Source organism: Nonomuraea sp. bgisy101 (genome assembly GCF_057708945.1).
Window position 1 is genome coordinate 91067 of sequence record NZ_JBYITD010000028.1, and the last position, 26996, is coordinate 118062.

A 26996-nucleotide genomic window follows, 5' to 3' on the forward strand; every position below is an offset into this window, starting at 1 on the left:
CGGAGTAGAGGGCGGGCGAGCTCGCCCTTCCCCACGAGGTCGGCCATGCCTGCGGCATGCACGGTGAGGCGTGTCGCGGCCGCCTCGAGCACGGGTTGCTCGCTCGTCCGGGTGGCGCGTCGGCGGCCGCACCTTCGTCTCGGTCGTGCTCAGTGCTTGCCGGTGCCTGCCGGCCAAGCCGTCGTCGGGCCCGAGGTCGTGTACCGCGTCCGATGGTTCTGCGTCGACCCCCATTCAGAACTCGGGTGGAACTCCAGCTGATCATCGCCCGTTTTTCAACAAAAGCGACATATCAGCGGAGGCCAGTGAAGCAGCGTCAGCGACGGCTCAGGCAGCGGCGGCGGCGTCACCACCAGCTCACCACGAAGGGAGCGTCGCCACGCCCCTTCAAGCTCCGCGAGCAGCGTGCGCCGTTCCAGGTGCTGGTGCTCGCCGTGTGCGCGCTCGCCATGGTCGGGGTCACCGTTTTCTCGTTCTACGAGATGCGGCAGACGCGGCAGGTCCTCGCACGCGGAGTGCGGACCACGGCGACCGTCGTCGAATCCCAGCATCACCGAAAGTCCCCAGATCGTGTGGTCGTGGAGTTCACGACGAGCCGCGGAGAAGAGGTCAGCGCCGCTCTGTCGGATTCGGTCGATGCGCGCGACAGTCCCGTTGGGAGCTCACTGGATGTCTTCTATGACCCGGAGCAGCCCGATTACGTCATCAACGCGAAGATCACCGACATCAGCCACCACTACTTCAGCATCCCTCTCGGGATCGCGATGACGATCGGGTTCGCAGGGGAGGACTACACGTCTGGCGCCGCCATCACAGCCAGTCGCGGTTGCCGCCGCGGACGGCCGTACGCAAACCGTGATGAGCCGCAGGCGCTCACCATGCCGCCGATGGTGCTGTCGCCTGGCGTTCATGCTCGCTCGGACCCGCGTCGGGGATTCCATCACCGGCGTGCGGTGGGCCAAGATCGCCATCCCGGTCAGGCAATGTGACAGGAGGCGCGCCGAACATGGACACCCGGCGGCGAACTTCAACATGATCTCGACAGGGAAGGCGTCGTAAGGCGCAAGCGGATTCGGGTTCCGGCGGCATATCCGCGGGGGAGGGCGGAGGGGCAGGCCGTCCGTTGGTCTGACCTCAGCTCTCTCCACCAGACCCGCGACCTGGTGGAACGGCTCAACGCCGAGCACCCGGCGATCGACGCTCTGATCCTCGCCGCGTTCCGGTTCAACCCGACCCGAGTGGGGACCGAGGAGGGCTTCGAGCGCTGGGCGGGGCGGCCGAATCCACTGGGACGACCTCCAACTGCAGGACAAGTACCCGGTCGCTCGCCGCGACCATGCAGGGAGCCAGGGCCAGCGAGCTGCTGGGGGCGGCCCACGTCTCGAAATGCACGAGGTACGTGCTGTACAACCCCGTGTACGTGGCGACCTCGCTGCACGAGCCCTTCAAGCAGCCGCTGCGCGGCCTCGTGAGGGCGGCGTCGGCAGTATTCCCAGTCCGCCCTCCGATAAGTCAAGCTCCGGGAGGAGAGGCTGCCACTCGTAGTCGTCGACGTGCCGCGTGATGAACCATGGCGGGATCCGCGTGGTGGCCCAGGCTGCGGGGTTCGCGAGGCCACGGTATCGGGCCGACGCTCCTCTCTGGCCACCGTCCCGCGCATGCTGCGCGAACATGACGAGGGTCATCCTGCGACGCCGCGGGTGACTGCGACGGAGCCTGACCAGCGGTCCGTCCGAGTCGCGACGCAGGGGAACGACGAGGCGCCAACGGCTGTCCGCTCGTTCCTCAACCCCGCATCAGGGCGATCCGGCCCGTACGACCTTGCAGGGACGGTGAGGCCTCCTCAAAGGGCGGTGGGGCCCACGGGAAGACGATTCCGGCGTGCGGCGAAGGATGAGTGACCGTGCACCACACATGAAGGCAGCCTGATGACGGAGACAAGAATTTGATCGCCGAAGCGGGCGAACAGATGACCGACGCCGAACTCGTCGCCCGGTACCGGCGGGACCCCGACCTGTTCACCGTCGTGCACGACCGCTACTTCCGCGACATCTACCTGTACGTGGCCGGCCGACTGGACACGCAGATCGCCGAAGACATCACGGCCGAGACGTTCCTGCTGGCCTTCGACCAGCGCGACCGATTCGACCCGGAGCGCGGGGGACTGCGGCCCTGGCTGTTCGGCTTCGCCACCAACCTGATCGCCAGGCACCGGCGTAAGGAGACCCGCCACTACAGGGCCCTGGCCCGGCTTGGTCCGGAACCCGCCCTGGAAGGCCACGAGAACCGGGTCGTCGCCTCCGTCGCCGCCCAACGCATGCAGCCGCACCTGGCCAAGGCGATGGCCGCGTTGTCCGGCGGCGAGCGCGACGTCCTGCTGCTCGTGGCCCTGGGCCAGCTCAGCTACGACGAAGTGGCCCAGGCGCTCGGCATCGCCGCCGGCACGGTGGGCTCCAGGCTCAGCCGAGCGCGCGCGAAGATCCACGCCCTCATCGACAAGGAGACAGCCCATGGATGACCTGAACGCGCTCGCCACCCTGCTGACCAAGCCCGAGCCGCCCACCGAGGCGATCATTCGCAGCAGAGGCCGACTCCATGACCGGATGCGAGGCCGCGTGCGGCGGCGGATCGGGTGGCTGATGCCCACGCTCGCCCTGGCCACCGCCGCTGCGGCGGTCGTCGCCGTGCTCGTCACGGGCGGGACCACGCCCGACGGCATACCGGTCTCGGGCAGGGAGGTGTTGCTCATGGCCGCCGCCAGTGCCGAACGCACGCCCCAAGGTTCCGGGACGTACTGGCACGTCATCCGTGAGTACCGGGACGTGGACATTCCTCGGACGGAGAGCTGGACCACGCGTGACGGCGGGCGTTGGTCCAAGGGCGAGCCGGACGACCCTCCCGGCGTCATCGTGCCAGACCCGTCCCCGCTCCGGCTCAAGGGTGCCGAGGTGAGCATCGAGGATCTCGAAAGGCTGCCGACGGAGCCGGCGGAGTTGACGGCGCGGATCGCCGGGCTGCAGGGGCGTGACGGTGCCATGACCGCGTCTGAGCAGCGCGGCGACCCGCTGTTCTCCCTCGTCGCGCTGATCTCGGAACTGCCGACGCCGTCGGAGGTCCGTTCCGCGGCGTTCCGGGCGCTCGCCGCGACGCCGGGTGTCGAGAGCACGGGCGCGGTCGAGGACGGGCAGGGACTGCGGTTCCCCAATCCTGACGGCGGGCCGGAGATCAAGCTGGTCGTCGATCCCGAGACCGCTCGGGTGACTCGTACCAACTATCTCTACGGCGACGACGGAAGCGTGTCGTGGGGCCTGAGATCCATCGGGGTGACCACCGGCTGGACGGATCAGCCTCCCCGATAGGGACTCCCAGGTCAACGCTCGTCAGCCGCCGAGCCTTGCCCTTCCCTGGTATGGCGAACGGATGGGGGGGCACGGGGGTGGCGAGGGAACGCCACGGAAGTGCGGTTCCGCGGCCGCGCGCATCAGCCAGCTCGATAGGGCGATGGGGCGACGTCCATGACGTCGTCGGGGGTTGCCCACTGCCTCTCGGGTGCGCGGCGAGCTGGGCGTCGGCGGAATCGATCGCGCCAGTCGGGGCCGTCGTCATGGTGGGGCCGCTCGTTGGCGGCTGTGGCATCGTTCGGGATAAGACCGCGTCCCCGGATGGAGGGGATCCAGGACGATGCCATTCACCGGTACGACGTGTCGGTCCTCAAAGTGCGAGAACGCGGGCGATGGGCCAGACGCCGGGGGAGGTGTTGGAGAGCACGGTGCAGGTGGTGCCGGTGTGTGGGTCGTGGGTGGACTTGAACGACGCGCCGGCGTCGTACCCGACCAGGATGGCCGTGTCGGTGCTCTTGTGCAGCCAGAAGCCGAGACCGTAGCGCATGGATTCTTCGGGTACGTCGCAGCGCGGCCGTACTATCTCGTCGACGGAATCCACTATGTCGCCGGCGAAGAACGCGCGCCAGAAGGTGGCGATGTCGGCGGCGGTGGCGTGGATGCCGCCATCGCCGGTGGCCAGCACCGGCAGGTGGAAGATGTTGGAGCGGTCCGCCCCGTTCAGTGGCAGGTAACCCACGGCCGCGTCAGCGGGCAGCTCGTCGGAGCGGAGGAAGTCGGTTCTGGTCATGCCGGCCGGGCGGAGCACCCGTTCCCGGACCAGGTCGTGGTAGCCGACGCCGCCCGCCCGCTCCGCCAGCAGGGCGAGGACCACGAAACCGCCGTTGCAGTAGCCGAACCGCTCACCGGCCCGGAACTTGGTGGGATACCCGTCCAGCAGGGGCAGGAAAGCCTCGGTGGTCGTCAGCTCGTGCGCCGCGCCGATGACGTAGTCGGTGATCTCGGTGTCGGCCTCTTCGTCCAGGTAGTCACCGATGCCAGAGGTGTGTGTGAGCAGATGTTCGACGGTCACGTCGTCCGCGATCAGCGGTAGATCCTTGCCGAGCAGGGATCGGGCGGTGGTGCTCAGCTCCAGCACGCCGTCCTGGACCAGCGAGAGCACGGCCAGGGCGGTGAACCCCTTGCTGCCGCTGGCGATGCCGAATCTGGTGTCCAGGGTGTTGGGAACGTGGTAGGTGCGGTTGGCCAGCCCGTAGGCCTTCGCGAACTCGACCTGGCCGGCCCGGTCGACCCAGACCACACCGGAGAAGCCGGTTTCCTTAGCGATCTTGTCGATGTCCCCCTGCGGCATTGCCGCAGACTAACCCAGGCCCGCGCCAATGCCGAACCTATTTATGTGAGGCGGGTGCTTCGCATGCCACGCGATCACCGGCCGGTGCCACTACGGCGCACGCCATCCTTGGTTCGGCGCGGACAACGCGATGAGCAGGTCGAACGCCTCTCGTCTGAGGCGTTTGACGCAGGTCTCACCGACAGCTTTTTGTCGGTGAGGTCGCCACGTGGCGGCGGCACTCGGCATCGGCTGGGGAGCGGTGCTGCGGCGTCCCGCCGGGCTGCTTCGCCGGGCAGAAGCGACGCGAAGGAACCGGTACGGAGATCGACGGGCACGGCTCGGCAACGGAAGAAATCCGATCGCGGTCGTTGGCGATCGGCGGCGATGATGGCCGCCATGAAGTTCCGCAAGGACCGAGACCGCTCATGCCGCGAGATCCTGCTCGAGCTGTACGACTCGCTGGATCGACGCTATCGGCCCGAGGATGTCGCCGATCTGGTGCTGCAGGCGCTGGAGGGGAACCTGTCCAGGCGCGAGCGGGTGGTGCTCCAGCGCGCGGCCAGGCACTCCTCGCGCAACGCAGCATGGTTCTCCTCGATGTCCACGGACTACGCCCGGCCGGTCGGCGGTGCGCGGCAAGTCACGGCAGCAACCCGGCTGTTTGAACGCTCCGTGGAGGTCGACCCCGACGACCCGAGGTCGCTGCTGGAGTTCGCGACGACCATAGGGAGCGCCATCCGGTGGGCGCCGGACCGTACCGACTTCCTTGCCGACCGGCTCAACCGCGAGTCCCGGGACGCGGCCGGGATAGAGCTGTCCAAGCGACAGTACAACCGCCGCTTTCGCACGCTGCGCAGGCTCGCGGCCAAGGCGGACACTCTGGGCGTCGAACAGGACAAGCGGCGGCTGCTCATGCTGGGCGTGACAGGGTTCGGCGCCGACATCCCGCGCGAGCGTTTCCTGGCCGACGTCGACGCCGCGTGCTACGTCGCCTACTACACCGCGCGGCGCAAGCTGCGCCGGGAGTTCACCCTGTCGGGGCGGGACAACCCGTTCGATGAGATCGCCTCCGTCCTGCTCGACCGGTGCACGGACTCCAGCGACTGGTGGATGATCGCCCAGGTGCGGGCGACACCTGACGTCCTGGAGCGCCTGACCGAGGAGGAGCGGGGACGCCTTCTCGGCCAGTGGTCGGCGGTCATGCGGCACAGCGCAGGCATGCTCCGCGACCGCTGGAATCCCGGCACCGACCGCATCTCGATGATCGTGCGGCCGGGCGACGACTCCACCACGTGGAACAACCTGGCGGTCGCCTACAACGCCGCCCGAGCGGGGTGGCTGGCCTGCCTGGCCTCGCTGGACGCGCTGGACCTGCTGGACGTGGCCTGCCCCGGCAAGGTCATGCGGCTGATGGCGGCCGACCTGGCGGCCTGGCACCACAGCGCAGGGGACGGCGTCGACCCCAACACCGCGGTGTGGGCCGCGTTGCCGCCGCCCTGGGAGGTCCTGGACGGAAGCAGCGCCTGCACCCGCGCCGACGTCGAGGCCGCCTGCCGTACGGCCGGGCTCGACCCGGAGGGATCCGGTTGGACGGCGCCTGCCGCCCGGCGCGTTGTGGCCGTGTTCCGGCCGACGCCCGAGCTGGTGCACGGCGTGAGCATCGCCGATCCGGTCTGGGCGTCCCTGCTTCGGCGGGCGGGAGTGTTCAGCGGCAAGCACGTCAAGCCAGAACTCGCCGCAGACGCCGGCCACGGGCTGGCCTCCGGGATCGTGGTAAGCGAGCTGCCCACGACAGGCCGTCCCACAGAGTAGGGGAGTGGTGTCGCCCTCGCGGCGGGAAACGCCCGCCGATAACCGGTGGCACTGCCGGGGAGGGACCGAGCAGACTGGGCTGGGCGCGCCGTAGTTCAGTGGTAGAACGCCTGGCTCTTCTTCCAGGTGGTCGCCGGTTCGAGCCCGGTCGGCGGTGCCTGGAGGTGGCCTCGTTGTAGCTCAGAGGTAGAGCGCCCGGCTCGGGACCGGGTGGACGCCGGTTCGAGCCCGGCCAGCGAGGCCCTTCCAGATCTGCCGTGGGCGACGGCCAAGCTCGATCACGCCCGCCGCGACGACGGCAGGGGCCTCGCTCCGTCGGCCGTCGAGCCCTGACAGGTCTGCCGCTGCCGGCCCGCCGTGTGTTCTCAGGACGGGCGTGGCCCTGCCAAGAGCTCGCCGACCTGGACGACCGCGAACTCGACCTGGCTCTGCCCCTCCTCCCAGTTGGCGATCAGCGTACAGCCCTCGTCGGCGAGCAGGTCGCCGCCCGACCGCTCGGTTCGCAGGTACATCAGCCCCTCCTCGCCTCCGGTGCAGAAGAAACTCAGGTGGGCGAACAGCTCAGGCGGCGTGAGGTCGGCCAGCGCCTCCTGCCACTTCTCGGTCGCCTCCGCCTCGAGGGGAAGGAGGCTTTCGGGGCTCGTGCCGAGCGCGGTGGCGACCCGCATCGCGTCGAAGAGAGTGCCGTCTGAGACCAGCCGCGGGTGGCAGACGGTCCAGGTGTCGCGCAGATCGGACGCGGCGAGGTCGTACCGCGCCAGCAGGGGAGCCAGGTCGCCGCCCAGGACGAGCTGGCCCGCGAAGCACCCGCCGCGAGATCCGCCTCGAACTCCGGCGGCAGCCCGGCTTTGTCGAACCCGAAGACCGACCGGCTCGCGTCGAACTCCAGTAGTGGCTCCTCCAGGTCGTAGATCGGGCAGTCCCAGACGACCGGCTCGGCACCGCGGAGGGCAGCAGGGTTCACCCAGACGGTGTCCTGCGCGAAGCCGAGCTCGTTGATGAGGTTGCCGCCGAAGAACGTCGCGTAGACGGCGTCGGCGTCGAAACTCGTCAGCTGACAGCCGAGCAGGATCTCAAAGGCGCCGGTCAGCTGTTCCAGCCACGAGCCCGAAATGTTCGCCGAAGCGGATTTCATGTTGGGACCATAGAGGCCAGGTCCGTCATTCTGTGCAGCTCTCGGACTCCTGGTCATGCTCGAGGCGGTGGCCGTTGTTGCGGCTTCGTCATGGTCGCGGAACGTGCGCAGGACCGTGGCCGGGGAGGGGTGTCGGCCTTGTCGAGTTCGGGCGGGTGGAGATCTTCTCGGAGAAGATGCGGGCGGCGTTGAGCGCGTCGAGTTGGGTGTCCAGGGACTGGCGGACCGTGGAGGCCGATCCCGTATGTGCCCTGCTGGTCCGGCTCTGGCCGCGGCGGGACGGGGCAGCTCGATCCAGAGCGTGCCGAGCTTGTGGAGGGGCGGGGTCGCCCCGGTGAGCGCCTTGGCGAGGGAGGGAACGAAGCCGGAAGCGGGCGGTGTGGTACTGGACGGCCAGCTTGCCTTTGCCGGTCCGGCAGGGCGAGTCGGCGGAGGCGGGCGAGCACTCCTCACTCCACCCCGAGCCCGCTCCCGAGGCCGCCTCCGGGGTCGCCCGCGAGGCCGACCAGGCCTCGTGATGCGGTGGGCGACGGCGGGTAGTCGTCGACGGTCATGGAGTCGTGGAGGCGTGCGCTCTTGGTGGTGAGACGAAGGAGAGCGCGGCTGAGCCCCGCGGGCAGGGCGGAGATCAGGCGGGCGCCCTGGGCCAGTCCCCGCACGCCGAGGCGTGAGGCGGGGATCAGGGTCTTCGTCGCGCTGAGCGCGGCCGCGCGGCTGCCGCGCACGTGCTGCGCCATCGCGCGCTCGTAGGCGGGGAAGGCACGCTCGTGGTCACTGCCCGCCCGCGCCAGCTCCCCGGCGAGGACGTATGCGCCGACGACGGCCAGGCTGGTGCTGCTGCCGACGGCCGGGCCGGGGCAGTAGCCCGCGTCGCCGACGAGCGTCACCCTCCCTCGTGACCACGTGTCCATACGGAGCTGGGTGATCGAGTCGAAGTAGAACGCCGAGGTGCGGTCGAGCTCGTCCAGCCAGCGGTCCACGTCGGGATGCATGCCGTCGAACGCACCGCGCAGCAGCTCCTTCTGCCGGGGCACGTCGTGGTGGTGGTGGTCGAGCTCGCGCTCGCTCCGGAACAGGAACAACGCCCGCGCGTCGTCGAGGTGCCGCGCGCCGTACATGCCGGCGGTGCGGCCGACACCGACGTGCATGAGGAGCTCGCCGTCGAGCCCGGAGACGTTCGGCAGGGTCAGCACCCCGAGGTAGGCGCCGGTGAAGGCGCTGAAGCGGGACTCGTCGCCGAAGACCAGGCGGCGCACGTTGGAGTGCAGCCCGTCCGCGCCGACGACGAGGTCGAAACGGCGCGGCGCGGTGTTCTCGAACCGTACCTCGCCGTCGGGCGAGATCGCGGTGATCGAGTCGCCGAAGATGTACTCGACGTCGTCGCGCGTGGCGTCGTAGTAGATCTCGCTCAGGTCGTCGCGCATGATCTCGACGTGCCGGTTGGAGGTGGCGCTGAAGATCTTGGAGAGGTCCACCCGGACGGGACGCCGCGCGTCCTCCTGATGGACGGTCATCCGGTCGGTGCCGGTGGACCGCTCCTCGACGCGCGGGAGCACGCCCATCTTCTCCGAGATGTTCATCGCGGGCCGGAACAGGTCGACCGCGTGGCCGCCGGTCTTGCGCAGAGTCGGCGCGCGCTCGACGACGGTGACGGCGAAGCCGTGCCTGGTGAGCCAGTACGCCAGCACCGGACCGGCGATGCTGGCGCCGGAGACGAGAATCCGCACGGGGTCCCTCCTTGTCATTCAGTCCACCCGTACGGCGTGGCTCGCGGTGAAGGCCAGCAGGGGAGTGGCGGTCCGCGGCGGATCCTCGAGCAGGGGCGAGTGCCCGAGACCGGGCAGCAACACGACCTGCGCGCCCGGAACCGCGCGGTAGTCGGAGGCGGATGAGGATCGCCATCTGCGATCGTCCTCGCCGAAGATCACCAGTAGCGGCTTGCCCAGGACCGTCAGCCGGTCCGGGAGCGCCTGCTGTTCCATGTAGTGGCGGGTGGCCTGCATCGTCGTGGTGAGCGTGTGGTAGGTCATGGCGCGCACCTCGTCCAGGAGCTCTTGTGGGATCCGGTAGCCCGCGCGGCTGAAACCGGTGCTCGCGAACTGGCGGAGCTGCTCGTCGGTCGGCGGCCACTGCGACGGTCCGAATGCGGCGGACTCCGGTGCGATGAAGGCGTCCAGGCTGGGGCCGGTGTTGATGAACGCGAGCGCGGTCACCAGGTCGTGGCGCTGTTCGGCGAGGGCGGTGGCGACCGCGCCGCCGCTGGAATGGCCGACGACTACGGCGTGCTCGACACCGAGCCGGTCCATGGCCGCGCCGACCCTGCGTGCCTGGTCCGGGAGCGCGTAGCTGCGGTCGGCCGGTTTGGCCGAGCGGCCGTGCCCGAGCAGGTCGATCCGGATGACGCGGTGAGATCCGGTCAGCAGGGGAACCATCGGGTCCCACGATCGGGTCGAGGATGCGGACCCGTGGAGGAGCAGGAGTGCGGGGGCGTCGCGGGGGCCGTCCTGGCACACGTAGATGTCGCCGTCGTCCATAGGCAGGGTCGAACTCTCGGTGGCCTCGGCGCCGCCGTTCACGTGCGGTCCGCCGTCAGAAACAGTCATGAGCCCACTGTCGCCGCCGGTACGCGCCGGCGGATTGGACAAATGTTCCCCTCCGTCGGCTCGCTAGTGCCGTGACAGGTCACGTTTGCCTTGTTGGGACATGCCGCATCAGCCCCTGGTCGGCTGGGGCACTGTGTGATCGCCTCACACTGCGGGCACGGCTGCACGAGTGCGGGTCCGTAGGATTAGTGACAATGAGGGTCGCAGGCTGCTGAGGATCATCCGCTTGCGTAAGCTCTCCGCCGTGGAAAGCTGTGCGGGGAACTCGCTCCTCGCGCTTATCTATGGGATCGCCACAGTGCGTTACCGAGTTGCGGTGATCTGTTCAAGTAGGTCCGTCGTCATGCGGTCGAGACGCGCTGCAGTGGCCAGGTCGAAATCCTTGCCGGTCAGCGACAATGGCGTGCCGCGCATGTAGGCGGTGACGGCGGGTCCCGGCGCGGCATCCAGCAGTGCGGCGATCGGCACAATCGCCTTGTCGACCGGCATCGCGAAGAGCCGGGCGAGCGCCTTGGTAACGGCACGCTTGGGCTGCGGCAGCGGATCGGCCATGCCCGTGTTCACGAAGCCGGGGTTGTAGAGGACATAGCGCGTGCGGGCGGCCGGGTAGCGGGCGGGGAAAGCAGCTCCCAGCAGGTCGTTGCAGCGAGAGGACTGCATCGCCGCGCGCATCCCCGTGTAGCCTTCGCGCCACTGGAGATCGTCCCAGTTGATGCGACCCGGCAAGCCGCCGGGTCCGGCGATGTTCATCACGACGGGCGCCTCGGCGCGTTCCAGGTGTCCCATCAGGCCGTGGCCGATCACGAAGCGGCTCAGGTAAGCGAGTGCGAACGTGAATTCCAGCCCGTCCGCCGTCTCTTCGCGCTTGGGGCGGAAGCGCTGGGCTCCGAATACCAGCCCGTCCACGGCCTCAGTGGTCGCCATCACCTCCTCGACCACCTGCCGCATTCCTGCGACGGTGCTCAGATCGGCCCGGAGGAACACGGCCCTGCCCTCGGCGCCGAGCCGGTGCGCCTCGGCCAGGAAGGCACGTCCCTTGGCTTCCCCGCTGGCCACAGCGATCACCCTGTCTCCACGCTGCAGGAAATGCAGCCCCAGGCCCTTGCCCATGCCATCCGTGCCGCCAGTAACCACATATGTGCGCATTCCTAAGCTCCCCCTTAGTCATCGACCGATGACAAGAATGCTAGGGCTGGCGGGTGAGCTAAGTCAACGTTCGATGACTTATGATGACTTCATGAACCAGCCAAAACGCCGCGACAAAGCTGCTACCCGCGCCGCGCTGCTCGACGCCGCACGCCTGCGCTTCGCCCGACAGGGCTTCGACGGCACAGGCGTGCGTGACATCGCGGCTGATGTAGGTGTCGACCCAGCTCTGGTCTTCCGCTACTTCGGCTCCAAGGACCAACTCCACGAGGAAGCCGTGCGCAAGGAGATCCCGACCGGCCTCACGGACGATCCGACGCGTCCGCTCACCCACATCACCGACACATTGCTGCACGATGTCGTCTTCGCCGACTGGGAGCAGTTCGACGGCGAGCACCCGCTTCTGGTGATGCTGCGCTCCGCGGGACGCCCGGCCATCCGCGACCAGTTGCGTACGCAGATCTGCGAGGGCTACCTACCTGACTTCGCCCAGCGGATGGGCGGCGAAAATCCCGCCTTGCGGGCCGAGTTGGTGGGCGCGCTACTGCTCGGCATGGGCGTGATGCGCTCGCTCCTCGACAGCCCCGCCCTGCGCGACGCCTCTTTTGAGGAGACGCGCACGCTGGTCGCACGGCTGGTCGCCACCTTGACCAGCTAAGCTAAGCCCCATCACAGAGGGTCAGGCCGCGTTTGCCCTCTTCACGATGCGGCGTAGGCGAGGGTTGTCGGTGTTGCGGTTTCGCCAGGCGATGTAGCGGCGGATCATGCTGCCCTGCTCTCGGTGGCTGGCGTGGTCGGTGCCGTTGAGGGTGAACTCGCGCAACGCGGTGAACTGCGCCTCGATGCGGTTCAGCCACGAGGAGTTGGTGGGCGTGTAGGCGATCTCACGCCTCCGCCCACTCTCCCACCCGCTTGTCCTTCTTGGTCGTCAGATGCGGGCTGAAGTTGTCACAGATGATCGCGATGCGCACCTCGGGCGGGTAGAGGCTGCGCAGGTGGCGGCAGAACTCCAGGAACTCTCCGCGCCGCTTGCGCTTCTTGACGTGCCCGTACATCTTGTCCTTGCCCAGGTCTAGCGCGGCGAACAGGTGCCGTATCCCCTGGGCGCGGGTGTAGGTGGCGCGCATCCTGGGCCGAGGTTCGCGATCGGGATCCTTGCCCTTGCCGCCGACGTCGGTCCACTGGCGGCCAGGGCGGGGCTGCAGGTTGAGCGGCCCGAACTCGTCCATGCAGAAGATCACGGCGGGTTCGCCGGGCTCGGGTACGACCTCGCCGCCGGCGATGGCGTACAGGTGCTCGATGCGGGCCTTCGTGGTCGCGTAGTCGGGATCGCGGGAGCCCTTCCAGGTCTTTATGGCTTGAAATGAGACATTTTCAGCACGTAGAAGCTCGCGCAGGCCCTCATGGCTGATGTCCTCGATCACCCCCTCCGCGACCACGAAATCGGCCAGCTTGGCAAGGCTCCACCGGGAGAACGGCAACCCGTGCTCGGCAGGACGAGACTTGGCGATCTTCTTGATCTCCACGCGCTGCGGGAGCGTGAACGTCGGCTTCCGGCCGCCCTTGTACTTGGGGTAGAGCGAGTCGAATCCATCGGTGTTGAAGTTGTGGATCACATCACGGACCCGGTCTTCGCTGGTGAAGGCCACTTTGGCAATCTGCGTGGTGGTCATGCCCTGGGCCGACAGCAGCACCATCTGCGCTCGCCGCCAGGTCACCACCGAGCCAGTGCCACGCCGTACGATGCGCAGCAGCCGGTTCCCCTCGTCGTCATCGATCTCGCGTACGCGAACCCGCTCAGCCGCGAACAGAGTCTGAGGCGATCACGCCGACCACGGTGGGATCTTGATCGTCGTGTCCCCACGAAACGAGGCAGACCCAAGATGGTGCGGCACTAGCATGGGACGGTGCGGACGTTCGTGCACGATACGGCTGTGTGGGGCGTCGCGTGCCCGCGGCGGCCCAGCCGGGTGGCCGGTGTCACCATGGCCGGGTTCCGTGTCCGTGACCTGGACGCGCTCCGGATGGTCCCGCACCCGGCCGTGACGCTGCTTCTGGAGTTCGGCGCCGGTTCGCCCGTCCTTGACTGTGCCGCCGGGCGGCAGCAGCGGGGAAGCATGGTCGCCGGGCCCGGGCTCGGGTCCGGCGGCGCGGTCCGGGTGTGGGGTGAGAACGTCGAGTGCGTGCAGGTGCGCCTGTCCCCGGTGATCGCACGCGCGGTTCTGGGCGTTTCTCCGGCCGAGTTGGACGGCGCCGTGGTGGCCCTCGAGGATCTGTGGGGCCGGAAGGTGTCCCGGATCCGTGAGCAACTGGGCGAGGTCTCGTCGTGGCAGGATCGCTTCGCGTTGATGGACGCGCTGCTCGCCCGCCGGCATGAGGCGGGGCCGCCAGTGGATCCGGAGGTGGCCTGGGCCTGGCACCGGATCGTCGGCAGCCGTGGCCTGGCCCGGGTCGACGGACTCGCGGCCGAGGTCGGGTGGAGCCGCAAGCGGCTGTGGTCCCGGTTCCGGTCGCAGCTCGGCCTGCCGCCCAAGCGCGCCGTGAAGCTGGTCCGCTTCGACCATGCCGCCCACCGCCTGGTCGCGGGTGAAGGCGCGGCCCGAGTCGCGGCCGACGCTGGCTACGCCGACCAGTCCCACCTGCATCGGGACGTCGTGGCGTTCACCGGGGCGACCCCCGCGACCGTGGCCGGCGAGCCGTTTCTCGCCGTTGACGACATCGCATGGCCCAGCCGCGCAACACCCGCCAAGCCTCACGTCTCCACGGATCTCCGGCACGGTCGCCGGCCGGCGGTGGCCAGGCAGGCCCGCTCAGCGTGATGTCGCGCGGTCGAGTCCTCCTCAGTGCTCGTCGTCACTGAAGTCGGGGACCTCAGGAGACAGCAACTGCTCGGCGCCGCCTTCCAGCAGCTTGGCGGTCTGAGTCGAGCGGGGCAGCATGGTCGCCTCGTAGGTGCGGATGGCCTCGTCGAGGGTGGCGGAGCCGGCCAGGGCGAGAGCGAGTTCGCTGGCGTCGAGCAGGGCGTGGTTGACGCCGACGCCGAGCGGGGGCATGAGGTGGGCGGCGTCACCGATCAGGGTGACGGTGGGGTTGTGCTCCCAGGTGTGCGGGACCGGGAGGGCGAAGATGGGGCGGTCGACGTAGGGGCCGTCGTTGTCGCTGATCAGCCGCTGCAGGCGGGGAGACCAGTCGGCGTATTCCTTCAGGAGCTTGACGCGGATGCCTTCGGTGTCGGCGACGGTAAGGCCGCTCTGGCTGATCCAGTCGATCGGGACGCGCCGGATGATGTAGACGCGGGTGTGGTCGCCGCTGTTGCGCTGGGCGAACAGGCCTCTGTCGCCGTCGCCCGCGGCCGCGCCGCCATGGCCGACCAGGTCGGCGATCTCGGGATGACGGGCGTCGACGTCGTTGAACCACGCCTCCAGGAAGCTGACCCCGGTGTATGCGGGGACGGCGGGCGAGACGGCCGGCCGGACCTGGGAGAAGGCGCCGTCAGCGCCGATGACGAGGTCGGTCTCGACGGCTGTGCCGTCGGTGAAGTGCAGCAGCCGCGGCCCGTCGGCGGGCCCGCCGACCCTGTCGAGAGCGCGGCCCCACCGCACGGTGCCCGGCTCCAGCGAGTCCAGCAGCAGGTCGCGGAGCTGGCCGCGGTCGATCTCCGGCTTGAAGCGCTCTCCCTCCTCGGGCACGTGATGCATCACCATCTCGCCGGCGGAGGTCATCTGCCGCATCTCCTGCCCTTCCGGACGCGCCAGCGCGAAGAACTCCTTCAGCAGGCCGGCCTCGCGCAGCGCGATCTGGCCGTCATCGGCGTGCAGGTCCAGCGTGCCGCCCTGGTCGCGGGCGTTCCGGTCCGCGTCACGGTCATAGACGGTCACCGCCAGGCCGTGTCTCTGCAGAATGCGGGCACAGGCCAGGCCACCGGGGCCGGCGCCGATGACGCTGATACGGGCCTTCGCGGGTGCGGGAGAGGTCATCGCGGAAATTCCTTTCGAAGAACGGGACACGGGCTCAAGGGGTGAGCGCGGCGCTGTCGACCTCGGCGCTCGCGCATGCCCGTGATGGCGGGGGCGCGACTGGCAGCCCGGCCAAGCGGCGGACATGCCTGGGAGGTGTGCCGCGCGAGGTGCTCGCCGCCCCTCGCAACGAAGACTAAGTAGTAAAGTGAACTGAGTCAACTAATGAACTCAAGCCACAAGTTGGCTGAGGCTGCAATCGTATAGGCTTGCCCCATGACCGTGTCCCCTGTCAGCCGCCGCGAACGCAAGAAGGCGGCCACCCGGCAAGCGATCGCCGACGCCGCCCTGGAGCTCTTCCTGGAGCGCGGCTACGACCAGGTGAGCATCAGCGACATCGCCGACGCCGCCGACGTGTCGAAGACCACGGTGTTCAAGCACTTCACCGGCAAAGAGGCGCTCGTCTTCGACCAGGACCAGGACCAGGAAGCCGAACTGATCACCGTGGTACGGCAACGTCCCGCGGGCCAGAGCATCCTGGACGCCCTCCGCGAGCACGCCCTGGACACCCTGCCGCCGATCGAGACCCATCCCCAGCGGGCCGCGTTCACCCGCCTCGTGGACTCCACCCCGGAGCTGCGGGCCTACTCCGAACGCATGTGGACCAGGCACACCAGCGCCCTCGCCGCGGTCATCGCCGAGGAGTTCGGCGTCGACCACGACGACCTCGCCTGTGCCACCCTCGCCCGCTACGTCCTGGACATCCCCGCCCTCGTCCGCGGACGACGCGACCTCACAGCCGCCATCCAGACCTGCTTCGACATCCTCACCCACGGCTGGCAACCACCGAGCGCTCCCACCACCGCGTCCGCGAACGGTTCCGCGACCGCCATCTGACGGGAGCTCCGGACGGACCGGGCCGAGGGCGGCGCTGACCTCCTCGGCATCCGGTCGGGCGAGTTCGGCCCCTTCTCGCAAAGGTCTCCAACGGTGTACTGCCCGACGGCACCGCCGCCCGTACCATCCAGCGCTCCGACCTCGCCACCCTGCTCACGCGGGTCGTCGCCGGTCGCCGCACCTGTCGAGGCCGGCGACCTGCAGTACGGGCCCGGCAACGCCAACGACCTGCCCTCGACCCCGATCTGGCACAACGGCTCGGTGGTGCTCATCGGAGACAGCGCCCACGCCACCTCGCCCAGCTCTGGCCAGGGCGCGTCCGTGGCGTCCGTCCCCGGCGTGCCCCAGACACTGACCGGACCGGGCGCCGCGGACAGGGTCACAGCCTGCATGTCACCGCGCCGCCCAGCGTGGCTGACACGGGCGGCTCGGTGATCGACGCGCCGGCCGCGGAGCGGGCCGTCACTGAGGCCTCCGTGCGCTACAACCGGCAGGGCGACCAGCACTGCGACTCGGCGGCGGCCCGCGGAAGGCGACAACTCTCAGGACGACACTCCGTAACGGGTGGCGATCGCGGCGGCGCGGTTGCGCAGGGAGGTGCGCAACCACTGCGGGGCCAGGGCTTCCGCGTCCGTGGCGAGCTGCCACAGCGCCCATTCGGCGTGTCTCGAGTCTTGGAAGGTCACCTCCAGCCGCAGCCAGCCGTCTGAGTCGGCTTCTTCGGTGCGGACGGCCAGCGCGGTGCCCACCAGGTCCTCCCGCCGCGCCGGGTCCACCCGGACCAGCACGCTGACTTGGTCGCCGCCGGTCCGAAACCGCGTGCTGCGCTCCTGCCAGGCCCGGTCCAGATCGACCCGGTCTGGTCGCTGTGCGGGTTCGGCGAGTTCTTTGGCGGCCAAGACCCGGGACAGCCGGTAGGTGCGGTCCGCGCCAGACCTCGTGGCCAGCAAGTAGCCCTGGTCGCGTACGGTGACCAGGCCGATCGGGTCCACCGTGCGCCACTTCGGGGTCTGGTCCACAGCCGCGTAGTGGATGCGCAGCTTGTGTCCGGCGAGCACCGCGCGCCGGACCTCGGCCACCACGGTGTCGGGCACCTCCTCAGCGACCAGCCGGCGCGAGAGGAGGTCGGTCTCCGGGTCGATGAGCAATCGCTCGGACGCGCCGGCCGCGGTGTCCCGATAGCTTTCGGGCAGCGCGTCAACCACCTTGAGCATCGCCGAAGCGAGCGCCGAGCCGAGGCCGAATGCCTGCGCGCCGCGCCGCGATCCGGCGATCAGCAGGGCAAGGGCCTCGTCGTGGTTCAGTCCGGTGAGCTCGGTCCGGAAACCGGGCAACAACGCGAAGCCGCCGTGCCGGCCGCGTTCGGCGTAGACCGGGACGCCAGCTGCGGACAGCGCCTCGATGTCGCGCAGCACGGTGCGGGTGGATACCTCCAGCTCGCGGGCCAGCGTGACCGCGGACAGCCGACCGTGCTGTCGCAGCAGCAGCACCAGCGAGACCAACCGGTCGGCGCGCACACGAAAACTCTACCGGGATACACGACACAGGATGTCGTGATTTGCCGGGAGGCTTGTCGACACGACGTCAAAGCCGGTGGCGTACGTCATGTCGACGAATCGAATGGAGCTGATGTGGCAATGGAGCGAACGGCGGTCAACCCGTGGGCGTGGTCGACGGAGCTGGGGTACAACCAGGGTGAGATCGTCTCCGGGCACACCCGGACCCTGTACGTCTCCGGGCAGACCGCGATGAGCGGCGACGGCAAGCCCCAACATGCCGATGACATGGCGGCGCAGTTGGCGCTGAGCCTCGACAACCTGGAGGCCGTGCTCGGCGAGGCCGGCATGTCTCTGGCGAACCTCGTCCGGCTCAACGTCTACACCACCGACGTCGATCTGCTCTTCCAGCACTATGGCGTGCTGGCGGCGCGGTTGGGCGCCGCCAGGGTGGCGCCGTCCACCACGATGCTCGGGGTGACACGGCTGGCGATCCCCGACCTGATGGTGGAGCTCGAGGGGACAGCCGTCGCGTGAAGCGACCCCGCCGCCTCCGGCAGGGCTGCCGGAGGCGGCACGAGTAGTGGTTTGCGGTGCTCAGAATGGTGACAATCGGCGTCCATGGCTTCGGCGGCCAGTCCTTCCTGCAACGGCTGCGACATGCGGACGTACGCCGGCGCCGTGGTGTCCGTGGTGTCCGTGGACCCGAGGACGCCTGGGCGAACTCACTCCGGCTGCAGGCGGCTACACCACCGAGATGCTCGACACCGCCGATCTCACGCCGATCGTGTCGGCGCTGTCGAGCAGCGGGACCACAGCGCCGCTCTGTGTCGAGCGCGACCCTGAGGCCTGCTACCGCTCATTGATCGCCCAGCCGCTGAAGGGAAGCGAAGGAAACAGAGCGGCGACGAAGGGTCGGTCCTGATCGCTTCGGCGAAGCGGCAGGGCGCTGGCGACGGCTTGACCGCTGAATGCGGCCGAGCCGTCGCTGATGCGTCTGGCGAGCAGCCCTTCGAACCACTGGCTGGGCAGGGCAACCCTGCGCCGTGGAGTCCCTGCGTGACGCGGGGGTCCTACTTCCGGCAGGCAGGCCCGGGGACGAGAAGGCGCCCGGCCTTCTCGAAGCGGTTGCCGGCGCCGGGACCGTCACTCCTTGACGCGGTACTGCCTGGGCAGTTTGAAGCCGCGCTCGGCCATGAGCTGCCGCAACCGGTCCGGGTAGTCGGTGATGATCCCGTCCACGCCGTCGTCCATGAGCTTGCTCATGGTGGGCTCGTCGTCGATGGTCCACGGGATCACCTTGATGCCCAGGCCGTGCGCCTGATCCACCATCTCCTTGGTGACGTAGGGCTGGTAGCCGGGGTCCGTCACCTTGCCGTTCTGCGGGAACCCGTGCACCGGCGAGAAGGCGTCCGCGCCGAACGACTTGACGGCCCTGAGCGGGTCGCCGCCGAAGTCGTCGATGTCGATGCCGCCGAGCCACGGCGAAGCGCCCGGCTTCCCGGTCTGCAGGAAGTCGCGGTTGGTCAGGGCCACGATCGGCAGCCTCGGCTCGACCTGGCGCATCCGCATCAGCGCTCCCCAGTCGAAACTTTGGACGGTGACCTGCCGCAGCAACCCGGCCCGCCGGATCTCCGCCAGCGTCACCTGCACGAACTGCTCCCTGGGCGCCGTCTCGTGCGGCGCGCCCGCCTCGACCTTGGTCTCGACGTTGAGCATGACGCGGCGCGCACGGTAGCGGTCGACCAGCTCGAACACCTCGCGCAGCGTCGCCATTCTGGCGCCGGGCGCCGGCCGCTGAGCTGGGAACTCCGGCAGCGTCATGGAGCCGCAGTCCATCGTCCTGACCTGCTCGAGCGTGAGCGTGTTGATGTACTTGCCGACGTAGGGGAACTCGGGATCTCCCGGTACGGCAGGCGCGGTGTCCCTGCACTTCCTGTTGCTGATCCGCCGGTCGTGCGTGACGACCGCCTGGCCGTCCTCGGTGATCTGCACGTCGAGTTCCAGCGTGCTGACCCCCAGCTCGAGCGCGTTGGCGAACGCGGGCAGCGTGGCCTCCACCACCAGGCCCAGCCCACCCCGGTGGGCCTGCAGGTCGAAGGTGTGCTTGACCCCACCCGCATGCGCCGCCCCCGGCAACGCCACGACGGCGGCACTGACAATCGTGGCAATCGTGCCCACACGCGATCTCTTCATGGGTCTTGATAATCGGCGATCATCGAGGCGGCCGGACGTACTGGAGGTGAGCGTGAGACGAAGCCTCCGTGAGGAATGCCGATCAGGAGAGCCTGGAGACGGAGCGGCCGATACCGGTCACCTGCTCGGCCGCCCGGGTCGAAGGCGGGCGGGCGGGGCCGCGCGGGCCGCGTCACCGCGGGAGACGGTCGAGGCCCCCGACCTGGTGATCGCGTGCGTCCTCGACCACGACGCGCCGTACGGCGTCGATTCCATCGCCGGCCCACTGGGGGGCAGGCAGCGGGCTCTCCCGAGCAGGCGCGGCCGATGCACGGCTGGGCGGGTCATGACGGGACCGGGTGTCGGCATGCCGGCAGTACCTCGACGGAGAGCGCCGCGGGTTTGACCTTGACGCTGCGTCAACTTCTAGCATCGGGGCCATGTCGATCACTGTTCTTGACACCTACTCCGCCATGAGGCGGATCCTGCTGGCCCCGGTCGCGGACCGCGTTGACCTGCTGCGTTCGATGCTGGAGCCCATCAGGGGCATGTACCGCTACCACCCCGGCGAGGTCGACCTGGTGGCCATGCACCTCGGAGCGTCAGGCTTCCCCATCGACCGCGACGAGGAGCGTTGCCTCGACGCGCTCGAAACCCTGGCGGCCGCCGGGGCCTGGGAGCGGATGCAACGCGCCCTCGACGAGGCTCTCACCGTACTGCTGGAGGCGACGCCGCGGCTGGAGGCCCCGGACATCACCGTTCTGTTCGTGCTCGGCGATCCGGGTGACGAGCACTTCATGGGCCCCTGCCAAGGAGTGACCGGGTTCGGCGGCATCTCGGGCCACATCGTGATCACGCTCTGGCCCTTCCCCGAGAACGTGGAGCGGCTGGAGGCCACCGCCGTGCACGAACTCAACCACAACCTGCGGTTCGGCCCAGGCGGGGTTGTGTGGGACCCGATGACCGTCACGGTCGGCGACCACATCGTCTCCGAGGGCCTGGCCGACGCCTTCGCCCGACAGCTCTACGGCGACGAGCTCGGCCCCACCCGCATCGGCGTGCCGCACCTGCACGACGACGAGATCTTCGGCAAGGTACTCACCGGGCTCGACGTGACAGGCATGCAGAACTTCACTGCCTGGGTGCACGGCGATCCCAGCGCCGAGCGCTTCGGCCTCACCCCGGTGGGACTGCCGATGGGCGCCGGCTATGCCGCGGGCAACCGGCTGGTCGACACCTACCTGGCGGCGACCGGGCAGACGGCGGCGCAGGCCCTGCACGCCGAAAGCTCGGAGATCATCGCGACCACGCTCCGCCACGGGTAACACTGGAACGATGGAGTGGACGATCCAGGAGCTCGCGACGAGGGCCGGCATCACCAGCCGCACCCTGCGTCACTACGACCGCGTCGGGCTCCTGGCCCCGTCCCGGGTGGGCGCGAACGGGTACCGCTACTACAACCCCACCGCGGTCGCCCGGCTACAGCGGATCCTGCTCATGCGCCAGCTCGGCATGGGCTTGCCGGCCATCGCCGAGGTCCTGGCCGACGAGGTGGACACGTGCGACGGGCTCCGTGCCCACATCGCCGCACTGGAAGAGGAACGGGATCGCGTCGAACGGCAGATCCGGTCTGTGCGTCACACGCTCGAGGCCCTGCAGGCGGGGGCGGAACCGCGGATGGACGTCATGTTGGCGGGGTTCAACGACCACTACAAGGACGAGGTGATCTCACGCTGGGGCGAGCGCGCGTTCCAAGTGAGCAACGACTGGTGGCACGGCAAGACCCTTGACCAGCAGCGCGCCTGGAAGCAGGCCACCGAAGACCTCGTCGCCGCATGGGTCGCCGCAGTGAAGGCCGGGGTTTCTCCGACATCGGAACACGCTCAGTCACTGGCTGCCCGGCACGTCCAGTGGCTGAGCCGGATCCCGGGTACCCCCACGGCCGAGGGCGACCGGGAGCGCTCGATCGAGATGGTGAAAGGCCTGGGGGACATGTACGTCGACGACCCCCGCTTCGCCGGCATGTACGACGACGCCGCAGGGGCGACGTTCGTCCGCGACGCACTGCAAGCGTACGCACGGACCCGGATGTAGCTCGTGTGGTTCGCAGTGTGAGAGGTCTGCGAGAGCCCGGGGGTGATCACGTTTCCGCGGGTCGCCGTTCGCAAAAGCCCTCTGTTCTGCTGGACACTTCTGAGAGGAGATCGCGAAGAAGCTGGTCATCAAGACGGGGAAGAGTCGCCTCGCTCCACAGGGCACTCGCCGAAGCTGAGGACGCCGCCGCGAACGAAGGCCTGCCGCTCCGGCCCAAGCCCATCCGCACCCGCCGCCCGAGGCACCCGCTCACCTCCGAGGAGCTGATCGCCGCTGGGACGTCGTGCCCAGCCTGTTACGGCAGCGCTGCCCGAAGCCCTTCAGCCTCGATCGGCGGCGCGAGGATCGGCTGACGGCCACGGGACGGGGCGGCGAAGCCGGCCATTCTCGGCTCGGCTACTCTCGGCGCCACTGAGATTCACTACCGAATCGTCACTCGGGAGACGCTGACGCATGAATACGCCACCATTGCCACCGGAAGCGGAGCGGACTGACGGTTCGCCGGTCCAGATCGGCGCTCTCGTTCCGCTGACTCGGCCTGGCTGGGTCGAGGCGGGCCGGCACGTGCTTGCCGGGCTCGAGCTTGCCGTTCGGGATGTCAACGACGCCGGCGGGATCGTCGGAAGACCACTCGAGCTGGTGGTCCGAGACACCGCGGCTGATCCGCAGAAGGCCGCGGCGGCCGTGGACGAATTGGCTCGCCTGGGCGTGGCTGCCTTGGTGGGGGAGTATCACAGCGTCGTGGCTCGCGCCGCCGCCGCCAGGGCCGACGCCCTCGGCCTGCCGTTCCTCTGCTCGTCAGCGGTTCTCGACGCGCTCACCGAACAGCCGACGGAATGGGTCGCGCGCCTCGCCCCGGCGCAGTCCCACGGCTGGCAGATCTACGCAGACTTCCTCCTCAGCGCGGGCCACAGGCGAATCGCCGTAGCAGCCCAGCCGAGTGTCTACTGGGCGTCTGGGGCCAGCATTCTGCGGGACTACCTCGCTCCACGCGGCGGCACCGTCATCGAACTCGACATGCGCGCGCTCACCCCTGCGGCCGTGTGCGACGAACTCGTCGACAACCGCGCGACAGCCCTCCTTCTTCTGGTCGGCCACCCGGAGCCGGCAGTGTCGATCGTCAAGTCTGTCCGCGGCGACCGGCGCCTCGCCGAGATCCTGATTGGTGCTCCGGCCGGGCAACCGGAGTTCGCCGAATGGGTGACGTTGCTGGGCGACGACAGCGCCGCGATCCCGTTCTTGCGCTACCTGCCCGAGCGCTTCAGCCCACTCGGTGAACGAGTCGAGACGGCCCTGCGCGAGCGGCTGGCCGAAGCGCCCTCCTTCGTCGCCTTCGAGGGCTACGACACGGTCACCGTCCTCGCCGATGTGCTGCGCTCGCACGGCGCGGACCGGGCGCGCACCGCCGAATCCTGGCAGCGCGTCGCGGTCGAAGGCACCCGCGGAAAGATCCAGTTCTCCCGCACGCCAGGCATCAGCGTTTGGCAATGGGCTTGGCCGCCAGTTCAAGTCGTTGATCGAGATCCGGCGGAACCCGATCGCTTCCGGATCCTCCACACCGGCTGAGAGAGCGCGGAGGCCCGACTGCCTGAGCCCCAGATCCGTCGTCGCCAAACGCGCGTCATGTACGTGATCAGTCTCTTTCACGTACATGGGCGTGGAGCGATCACGGTGGAGCTGGGGCTTCGCATCCGGCCTTCAGTTTGATCTTGAAGTGTTATGAGATCGAGGCGGGACCGCTCGGGTTGGACACGCCGCTGGTCGAGATCGGCACGTTGAACACCGTCCGCTCGCTCGGACTGGGCGAGGAGATCTTCGGCGTGGCCTCCGATCGGATCGTGGCGGCCTGGCGGCCAACGAAGTAGCCTCTGACCTGCGGAAACGTAGGCGTTTGACCGCCTGCGGCGGGTTGGTGATCATTCCCGCTACGTTTGTTCCGGTTTCGTCCGGTACGGAACGTGGGGTGACGCGCTGTCAGAGGAGATGTTCTCCGAGGAACAGTTGGAGCAGCTGCGCTCGTTCCGGGAGGTCAGCGCAGATGAGTTGATCCGGTACTTCACGCCGACGCGGCTGACGTGGCGTTCGTCGATCCACGTTGTGGGCGGCGCTCCGTGGACCAACCGGACATGCTGGTCCAGCCCTGTACGCCGCCGTGGCTCGGATTCGTGCCCGATGACGTGGCGTGCGCGCTGCGGGCAGCGGTTGTCCGGCTGGCTGAGCAGTGGCGTGCGCGCGTGCGGGTACTCGTTCGGCGGTGTGAGCGTCCCAGGGCCGCGACGGCCAGAAGCAGATTCCTGGAAATCGGCACCTTTCCGGGTGTCGAGAATGTGGCGGTGGCTCCGTCCCAGGCACACCAGTGGCCACGACGGGCCGCGCGACGAAGGAGAACCACCATGACGATTAGGCGGATGGACAACGTCGGTATCGTCGTCGACGACCTCGAGGCTGTAATCGCGTTCTTCGTGGAACTCGGCATGGAGCTGGAGGGCAGGGCGCTCATCGAGGGGCGTTGGGCGGCACGTCTCGTCGGGCTCGACGACCAACGGGTCGACGTGGCGATGATGCGGTGCCCGGACGGCCACGGGCGGATCGAGCTGGCGAAGTACCACATGCCGAAGGCGATCAGCGGCGTGCCGGTGGACGCCGCGGCGAACACGCTGGGCATTCGCCGCATCATGTTCGCGGTCGACGACATCGACGACGTCATCGCCCGCCTGCGCACCCACGGCGCCGAACTCGTCGGCGAGGTGGTGCAGTACAAGGACGTCTACCGGCTCTGCTACATCCACGGCCCCGAGGGCATCGTCGTCGCACTGGCCGAGGAGCTCGGCTGACGGCCCGTCGCGGCCGACCTGCGACCAACCAGAACGATCCGCTGGATGGACCGAGAACGACAACGGGAGGAGTAACCGTGCGACCGAGGGAGATCTCCGAGGTACTGAACCGACCGATCAGTCAGGAGCTGTTGGCTCGCGACGTGACCCGCTTGGCCTACGTCGCCAAGGACGGCACACCTCGCAATGTCCCGATCATCTTTGCCTGGAACGGCTCGGAGATCGTCATGTGCACGTCGAAGAACGCTCCGAAGCTTCAGTCCTTGAGCGAGAACCCGATGGTTGCCCTGACGATCGACACCGAGGTGCACCCGCCCAAGATCTTGCTCATCAGGGGTCGGGCGAGCTGGACTTCGTCGATGGCATCCCGGACGAGTATCTCCAGGCGACCAGCACCTACGAGATGACGCCCGAGCAACGGCGGCTGAGCGGCGCGAGGCCGCTCGCATGGGGTGAATCGCCCACGCCTCAACCCCACCGCGGTACGCGGAGCCTGTGAAGTCCGCCGGGAAAAGCCGTGAAGGGATGTCGAGAATCCGCGCGCGGCTCCGTCCCCGGAGTGAACACGGCCACAATGGGCCCGTACCACACTAAGGAGAAACACGATGGCCAAGTACCTGCTGCTCAAGCACTACCGTGGCGCGCCGGCAGCGGTCAACGACGTGCCGATGGAGCAGTGGACGCCGGAGGAGGTCTCGGACCACGTGCAGTACATGCGTGACTTCGCCGCTCGGCTCGAGGGCACCGGCGAGTTCGTCGACGCTCAGGCGCTCTCCCCGGAGGGCACGTTCGTCCGCTACGACGGCGAGGGGCGGCCGCCGGTCACCGACGGCCCGTTCGCGGAGACCAAGGACCTGATCGCCGGCTGGATGGTGATCGACGTCGAGACCTACGAGCGGGCGCTCGAGCTGGCCGGCGAACTGTCCGCGGCTCCGGGTGCGGGTGGGAAGCCGATCCACGAGTGGCTCGAGGTGCGCCCCTTCCTGGCCGAGCCGCCCACGGTGACCGAGTGAACGAGTCGCTGCTGCGGGAGCTGGTGCCCGCGGTGATCGGTGTCCTCGTCCGTCGCGGAGCCGACTTCGCGGCGGCCGAGGACGCCGTGCAGGACGCCCTGGTCGAGGCCGTGCGCGTGTGGCCGGACGACCCGCCGCGGGACCCCAAGGGCTGGCTGGTCACCGTGGCCTGGCGTAAGTTCCTCGACGCCGCCCGTGCCGATACCTCCCGACGGCACCGCGAGGTACGCGTCGAGACCGAGCCCGTGCCCGGCCCTTGCGAGGCGGTGGACGACACGCTCCGGCTGTACTTCCTGTGCGCGCACCCGTCCCTGACACCGGCCTCGGCCGTCGCGCTCACGCTGCGCGCGGTCGGCGGCCTGACCACGCGTCAGATCGCGCGGGCCTACCTCGTGCCGGAGGCGACCATGGCCCAGCGGATCAGCAGGGCCAAGCGGACCGTCTCGGACGTCCGGTTCAACCAGCCCGGGGACGTCGCCACGGTGCTGCGCGTGCTGTACCTGGTCTTCAACGAGGGCTACTCCGGCGACGTCGACCTCGCCGCCGAGGCGATCCGGCTCACTCGCCAACTGGCGGCCAGGACCAACCACGAGGAGGTCGCGGGCCTGCTCGCGCTCATGCTGCTGCACCACGCCCGGCGCCCGGCACGGACCGGCCCCGACGGCAGGCTCGTGCCCCTTGCCGAGCAGGACCGCGGCCTGTGGGACACCCGCCTGATCACCGAGGGCGTCGACGTGCTCCAGGCGGCCCTCGCCCGCGACCGCTTGGGGGAGTTCCAGGCCCAAGCCGCCATCGCCGCGCTGCACGCCGACGCCCGCACGGCCGAGGAGACCGACTGGGTGCAGATCGTCGAGTGGTACGACGAACTGGTACGCCTCACCGACAGCCCGGTGGCCCGCCTCAACCGGGCCGTCGCGGTCGGCGAGGCCGACGGCCCACGGGCCGGACTGGCCGGACTGGCGGAACTCGACCCAGCCCTGCCCCGCCACACCGCCGCCGCGGCGTACCTGCACGAGCGTGACGGTGACCCAGTGACCGCGGCACGGCTCTACGCCGAAGCCGCCCGATCAGCGGCCAGCCTCCCCGAACGCGACCACCTCACGCGACAGGCCGCGCGGCTCAATGCGCAACTGCGCAGTTGAGCGGCGGGCGCCAGGCATT

General features: G+C 69.0%; 26 protein-coding genes and 2 tRNA genes. 19 read left to right on the top strand and 9 right to left on the bottom strand.

Annotation, left to right across the window (positions count from 1 at the left end; all coding sequences use genetic code 11):
* The first annotated feature begins 245 nt into the window (after window positions 1–245).
* The 3 genes from AC3EO4_RS40095 to AC3EO4_RS40105 all read left to right on the top strand — a co-directional run bounded on the left by AC3EO4_RS40095 (window position 246) and on the right by AC3EO4_RS40105 (window position 3359).
* A complete protein-coding gene (locus tag AC3EO4_RS40095; RefSeq protein ID WP_431900669.1) occupies window positions 246–989 on the top strand; it encodes a DUF3592 domain-containing protein in 744 nt (247 codons plus the stop codon).
* Window positions 990–1945: 956 nt separating this feature from the next.
* Window positions 1946–2518, top strand: a complete 573-nt coding sequence (locus AC3EO4_RS40100; protein WP_431900672.1) for an RNA polymerase sigma factor — start codon at window positions 1946–1948, stop codon at window positions 2516–2518.
* Complete coding sequence (locus AC3EO4_RS40105) at window positions 2511–3359, top strand: CU044_5270 family protein (RefSeq protein ID WP_431900674.1); 849 nt, start codon at window positions 2511–2513, stop codon at window positions 3357–3359. The genes AC3EO4_RS40100 and AC3EO4_RS40105 overlap by 8 nt, the downstream gene beginning before the upstream one ends.
* A 352-nt stretch (window positions 3360–3711) precedes the next feature.
* Here AC3EO4_RS40105 and AC3EO4_RS40110 read toward each other — a convergent pair whose 3' ends face one another.
* Complete coding sequence (locus AC3EO4_RS40110; RefSeq protein ID WP_431900676.1) at window positions 3712–4692, bottom strand: serine hydrolase domain-containing protein; 981 nt, start codon at window positions 4690–4692, stop codon at window positions 3712–3714.
* Between the two features lie 378 nt (window positions 4693–5070).
* Here AC3EO4_RS40110 and AC3EO4_RS40115 point away from each other — a divergent pair, with 378 nt between their 5' ends.
* The 3 genes from AC3EO4_RS40115 to AC3EO4_RS40125 all read left to right on the top strand — a co-directional run bounded on the left by AC3EO4_RS40115 (window position 5071) and on the right by AC3EO4_RS40125 (window position 6727).
* Window positions 5071–6486, top strand: coding sequence for a hypothetical protein (locus AC3EO4_RS40115; protein ID WP_431900679.1), 1416 nt, complete (start codon window positions 5071–5073; stop codon window positions 6484–6486).
* 83 nt (window positions 6487–6569) lie between these two features.
* A tRNA-OTHER gene (locus AC3EO4_RS40120) sits at window positions 6570–6643 on the top strand.
* 12 nt (window positions 6644–6655) lie between these two features.
* Window positions 6656–6727, top strand: a tRNA-Pro gene (locus AC3EO4_RS40125).
* A gap of 124 nt (window positions 6728–6851) precedes the next feature.
* Here AC3EO4_RS40125 and AC3EO4_RS40130 read toward each other — a convergent pair.
* The 4 genes from AC3EO4_RS40130 to AC3EO4_RS40145 all read right to left on the bottom strand — a co-directional run bounded on the left by AC3EO4_RS40130 (window position 6852) and on the right by AC3EO4_RS40145 (window position 11370).
* On the bottom strand, window positions 6852–7154 hold the full coding sequence (locus AC3EO4_RS40130; protein ID WP_431900681.1) for a hypothetical protein: 303 nt from the start codon (window positions 7152–7154) through the stop codon (window positions 6852–6854).
* Window positions 7155–8070: 916 nt separating this feature from the next.
* Window positions 8071–9348 carry an FAD-dependent monooxygenase gene (locus AC3EO4_RS40135; RefSeq protein WP_431900683.1) on the bottom strand — a complete coding sequence of 426 codons (1278 nt, stop codon included), beginning with the start codon at window positions 9346–9348 and terminating at the stop codon, window positions 8071–8073.
* 18 nt (window positions 9349–9366) lie between these two features.
* Window positions 9367–10224 (bottom strand): alpha/beta fold hydrolase, encoded by an 858-nt coding sequence (locus tag AC3EO4_RS40140; protein ID WP_379580719.1) that lies wholly within the window; start codon window positions 10222–10224, stop codon window positions 9367–9369.
* Window positions 10225–10527: 303 nt separating this feature from the next.
* On the bottom strand, window positions 10528–11370 hold the full coding sequence (locus AC3EO4_RS40145; RefSeq protein ID WP_379580720.1) for an SDR family NAD(P)-dependent oxidoreductase: 843 nt from the start codon (window positions 11368–11370) through the stop codon (window positions 10528–10530).
* Between the two features lie 91 nt (window positions 11371–11461).
* Between AC3EO4_RS40145 and AC3EO4_RS40150 the strand changes: the two genes are divergently transcribed.
* The gene (locus tag AC3EO4_RS40150) at window positions 11462–12028 is read left to right on the top strand and encodes a TetR/AcrR family transcriptional regulator (RefSeq protein ID WP_488186374.1); all 567 of its coding nucleotides are present in this window, start codon (window positions 11462–11464) and stop codon (window positions 12026–12028) included.
* Between the two features lie 226 nt (window positions 12029–12254).
* Here AC3EO4_RS40150 and AC3EO4_RS40155 read toward each other — a convergent pair whose 3' ends face one another.
* Window positions 12255–13088, bottom strand: coding sequence for an IS630 family transposase (locus tag AC3EO4_RS40155; protein ID WP_379580723.1), 834 nt, complete (start codon window positions 13086–13088; stop codon window positions 12255–12257).
* 189 nt (window positions 13089–13277) lie between these two features.
* Here AC3EO4_RS40155 and AC3EO4_RS40160 point away from each other — a divergent pair, with 189 nt between their 5' ends.
* A complete protein-coding gene (locus tag AC3EO4_RS40160) occupies window positions 13278–14189 on the top strand; it encodes an AraC family transcriptional regulator (RefSeq protein WP_379580724.1) in 912 nt (303 codons plus the stop codon).
* Window positions 14190–14210: 21 nt separating this feature from the next.
* On the opposite strand, the gene AC3EO4_RS40165 is transcribed toward AC3EO4_RS40160, so the two are convergent.
* Complete coding sequence (locus AC3EO4_RS40165) at window positions 14211–15347, bottom strand: FAD-dependent oxidoreductase (RefSeq protein WP_379580725.1); 1137 nt, start codon at window positions 15345–15347, stop codon at window positions 14211–14213.
* Window positions 15348–15602: 255 nt separating this feature from the next.
* On the opposite strand from AC3EO4_RS40165, the gene AC3EO4_RS40170 reads away from it, so the two are divergent.
* Complete coding sequence (locus AC3EO4_RS40170; protein ID WP_379580726.1) at window positions 15603–16223, top strand: TetR/AcrR family transcriptional regulator; 621 nt, start codon at window positions 15603–15605, stop codon at window positions 16221–16223.
* A 542-nt stretch (window positions 16224–16765) separates the two neighbouring features.
* Here AC3EO4_RS40170 and AC3EO4_RS40175 read toward each other — a convergent pair.
* Entirely contained in the window at window positions 16766–17740 is a 975-nt protein-coding gene (locus AC3EO4_RS40175) for a helix-turn-helix transcriptional regulator (protein ID WP_379580727.1), read from the bottom strand.
* A 120-nt stretch (window positions 17741–17860) separates the two neighbouring features.
* Here AC3EO4_RS40175 and AC3EO4_RS40180 point away from each other — a divergent pair, with 120 nt between their 5' ends.
* Both AC3EO4_RS40180 and AC3EO4_RS40185 read left to right on the top strand, forming a co-directional pair.
* Window positions 17861–18256: a RidA family protein gene (locus tag AC3EO4_RS40180; RefSeq protein WP_379580790.1), complete on the top strand. Its 396-nt coding sequence runs from the start codon at window positions 17861–17863 to the stop codon at window positions 18254–18256.
* Between the two features lie 220 nt (window positions 18257–18476).
* On the top strand, window positions 18477–18644 hold the full coding sequence (locus tag AC3EO4_RS40185) for a DUF488 family protein (protein WP_379580728.1): 168 nt from the start codon (window positions 18477–18479) through the stop codon (window positions 18642–18644).
* Window positions 18645–18865: 221 nt separating this feature from the next.
* Here AC3EO4_RS40185 and AC3EO4_RS40190 read toward each other — a convergent pair whose 3' ends face one another.
* Window positions 18866–19915 (bottom strand): glycerophosphodiester phosphodiesterase, encoded by a 1050-nt coding sequence (locus AC3EO4_RS40190; RefSeq protein WP_431900688.1) that lies wholly within the window; start codon window positions 19913–19915, stop codon window positions 18866–18868.
* A 419-nt stretch (window positions 19916–20334) separates the two neighbouring features.
* Between AC3EO4_RS40190 and AC3EO4_RS40195 the strand changes: the two genes are divergently transcribed.
* The 8 genes from AC3EO4_RS40195 (at window position 20335) to AC3EO4_RS40230 (ending at window position 26977) form a co-directional block, all read left to right on the top strand.
* Window positions 20335–21219: a DUF2268 domain-containing putative Zn-dependent protease gene (locus AC3EO4_RS40195; RefSeq protein WP_379580730.1), complete on the top strand. Its 885-nt coding sequence runs from the start codon at window positions 20335–20337 to the stop codon at window positions 21217–21219.
* A gap of 10 nt (window positions 21220–21229) precedes the next feature.
* Window positions 21230–21988, top strand: coding sequence for a MerR family transcriptional regulator (locus tag AC3EO4_RS40200; protein ID WP_431900691.1), 759 nt, complete (start codon window positions 21230–21232; stop codon window positions 21986–21988).
* Window positions 21989–22441: 453 nt separating this feature from the next.
* Entirely contained in the window at window positions 22442–23554 is a 1113-nt protein-coding gene (locus tag AC3EO4_RS40205; RefSeq protein ID WP_431900692.1) for an ABC transporter substrate-binding protein, read from the top strand.
* 143 nt (window positions 23555–23697) lie between these two features.
* Complete coding sequence (locus tag AC3EO4_RS40210; RefSeq protein ID WP_431900694.1) at window positions 23698–23853, top strand: hypothetical protein; 156 nt, start codon at window positions 23698–23700, stop codon at window positions 23851–23853.
* A gap of 543 nt (window positions 23854–24396) precedes the next feature.
* A complete protein-coding gene (locus tag AC3EO4_RS40215) occupies window positions 24397–24822 on the top strand; it encodes a VOC family protein (protein ID WP_431900732.1) in 426 nt (141 codons plus the stop codon).
* 143 nt (window positions 24823–24965) lie between these two features.
* Window positions 24966–25229: a pyridoxamine 5'-phosphate oxidase family protein gene (locus tag AC3EO4_RS40220; RefSeq protein ID WP_431900735.1), complete on the top strand. Its 264-nt coding sequence runs from the start codon at window positions 24966–24968 to the stop codon at window positions 25227–25229.
* 198 nt (window positions 25230–25427) lie between these two features.
* On the top strand, window positions 25428–25835 hold the full coding sequence (locus AC3EO4_RS40225; RefSeq protein ID WP_431900695.1) for a YciI family protein: 408 nt from the start codon (window positions 25428–25430) through the stop codon (window positions 25833–25835).
* Complete coding sequence (locus tag AC3EO4_RS40230) at window positions 25832–26977, top strand: RNA polymerase sigma factor (RefSeq protein WP_431900697.1); 1146 nt, start codon at window positions 25832–25834, stop codon at window positions 26975–26977. Before AC3EO4_RS40225 ends, AC3EO4_RS40230 begins: the two co-directional genes overlap by 4 nt.
* Window positions 26978–26996 lie beyond the last annotated feature (19 nt).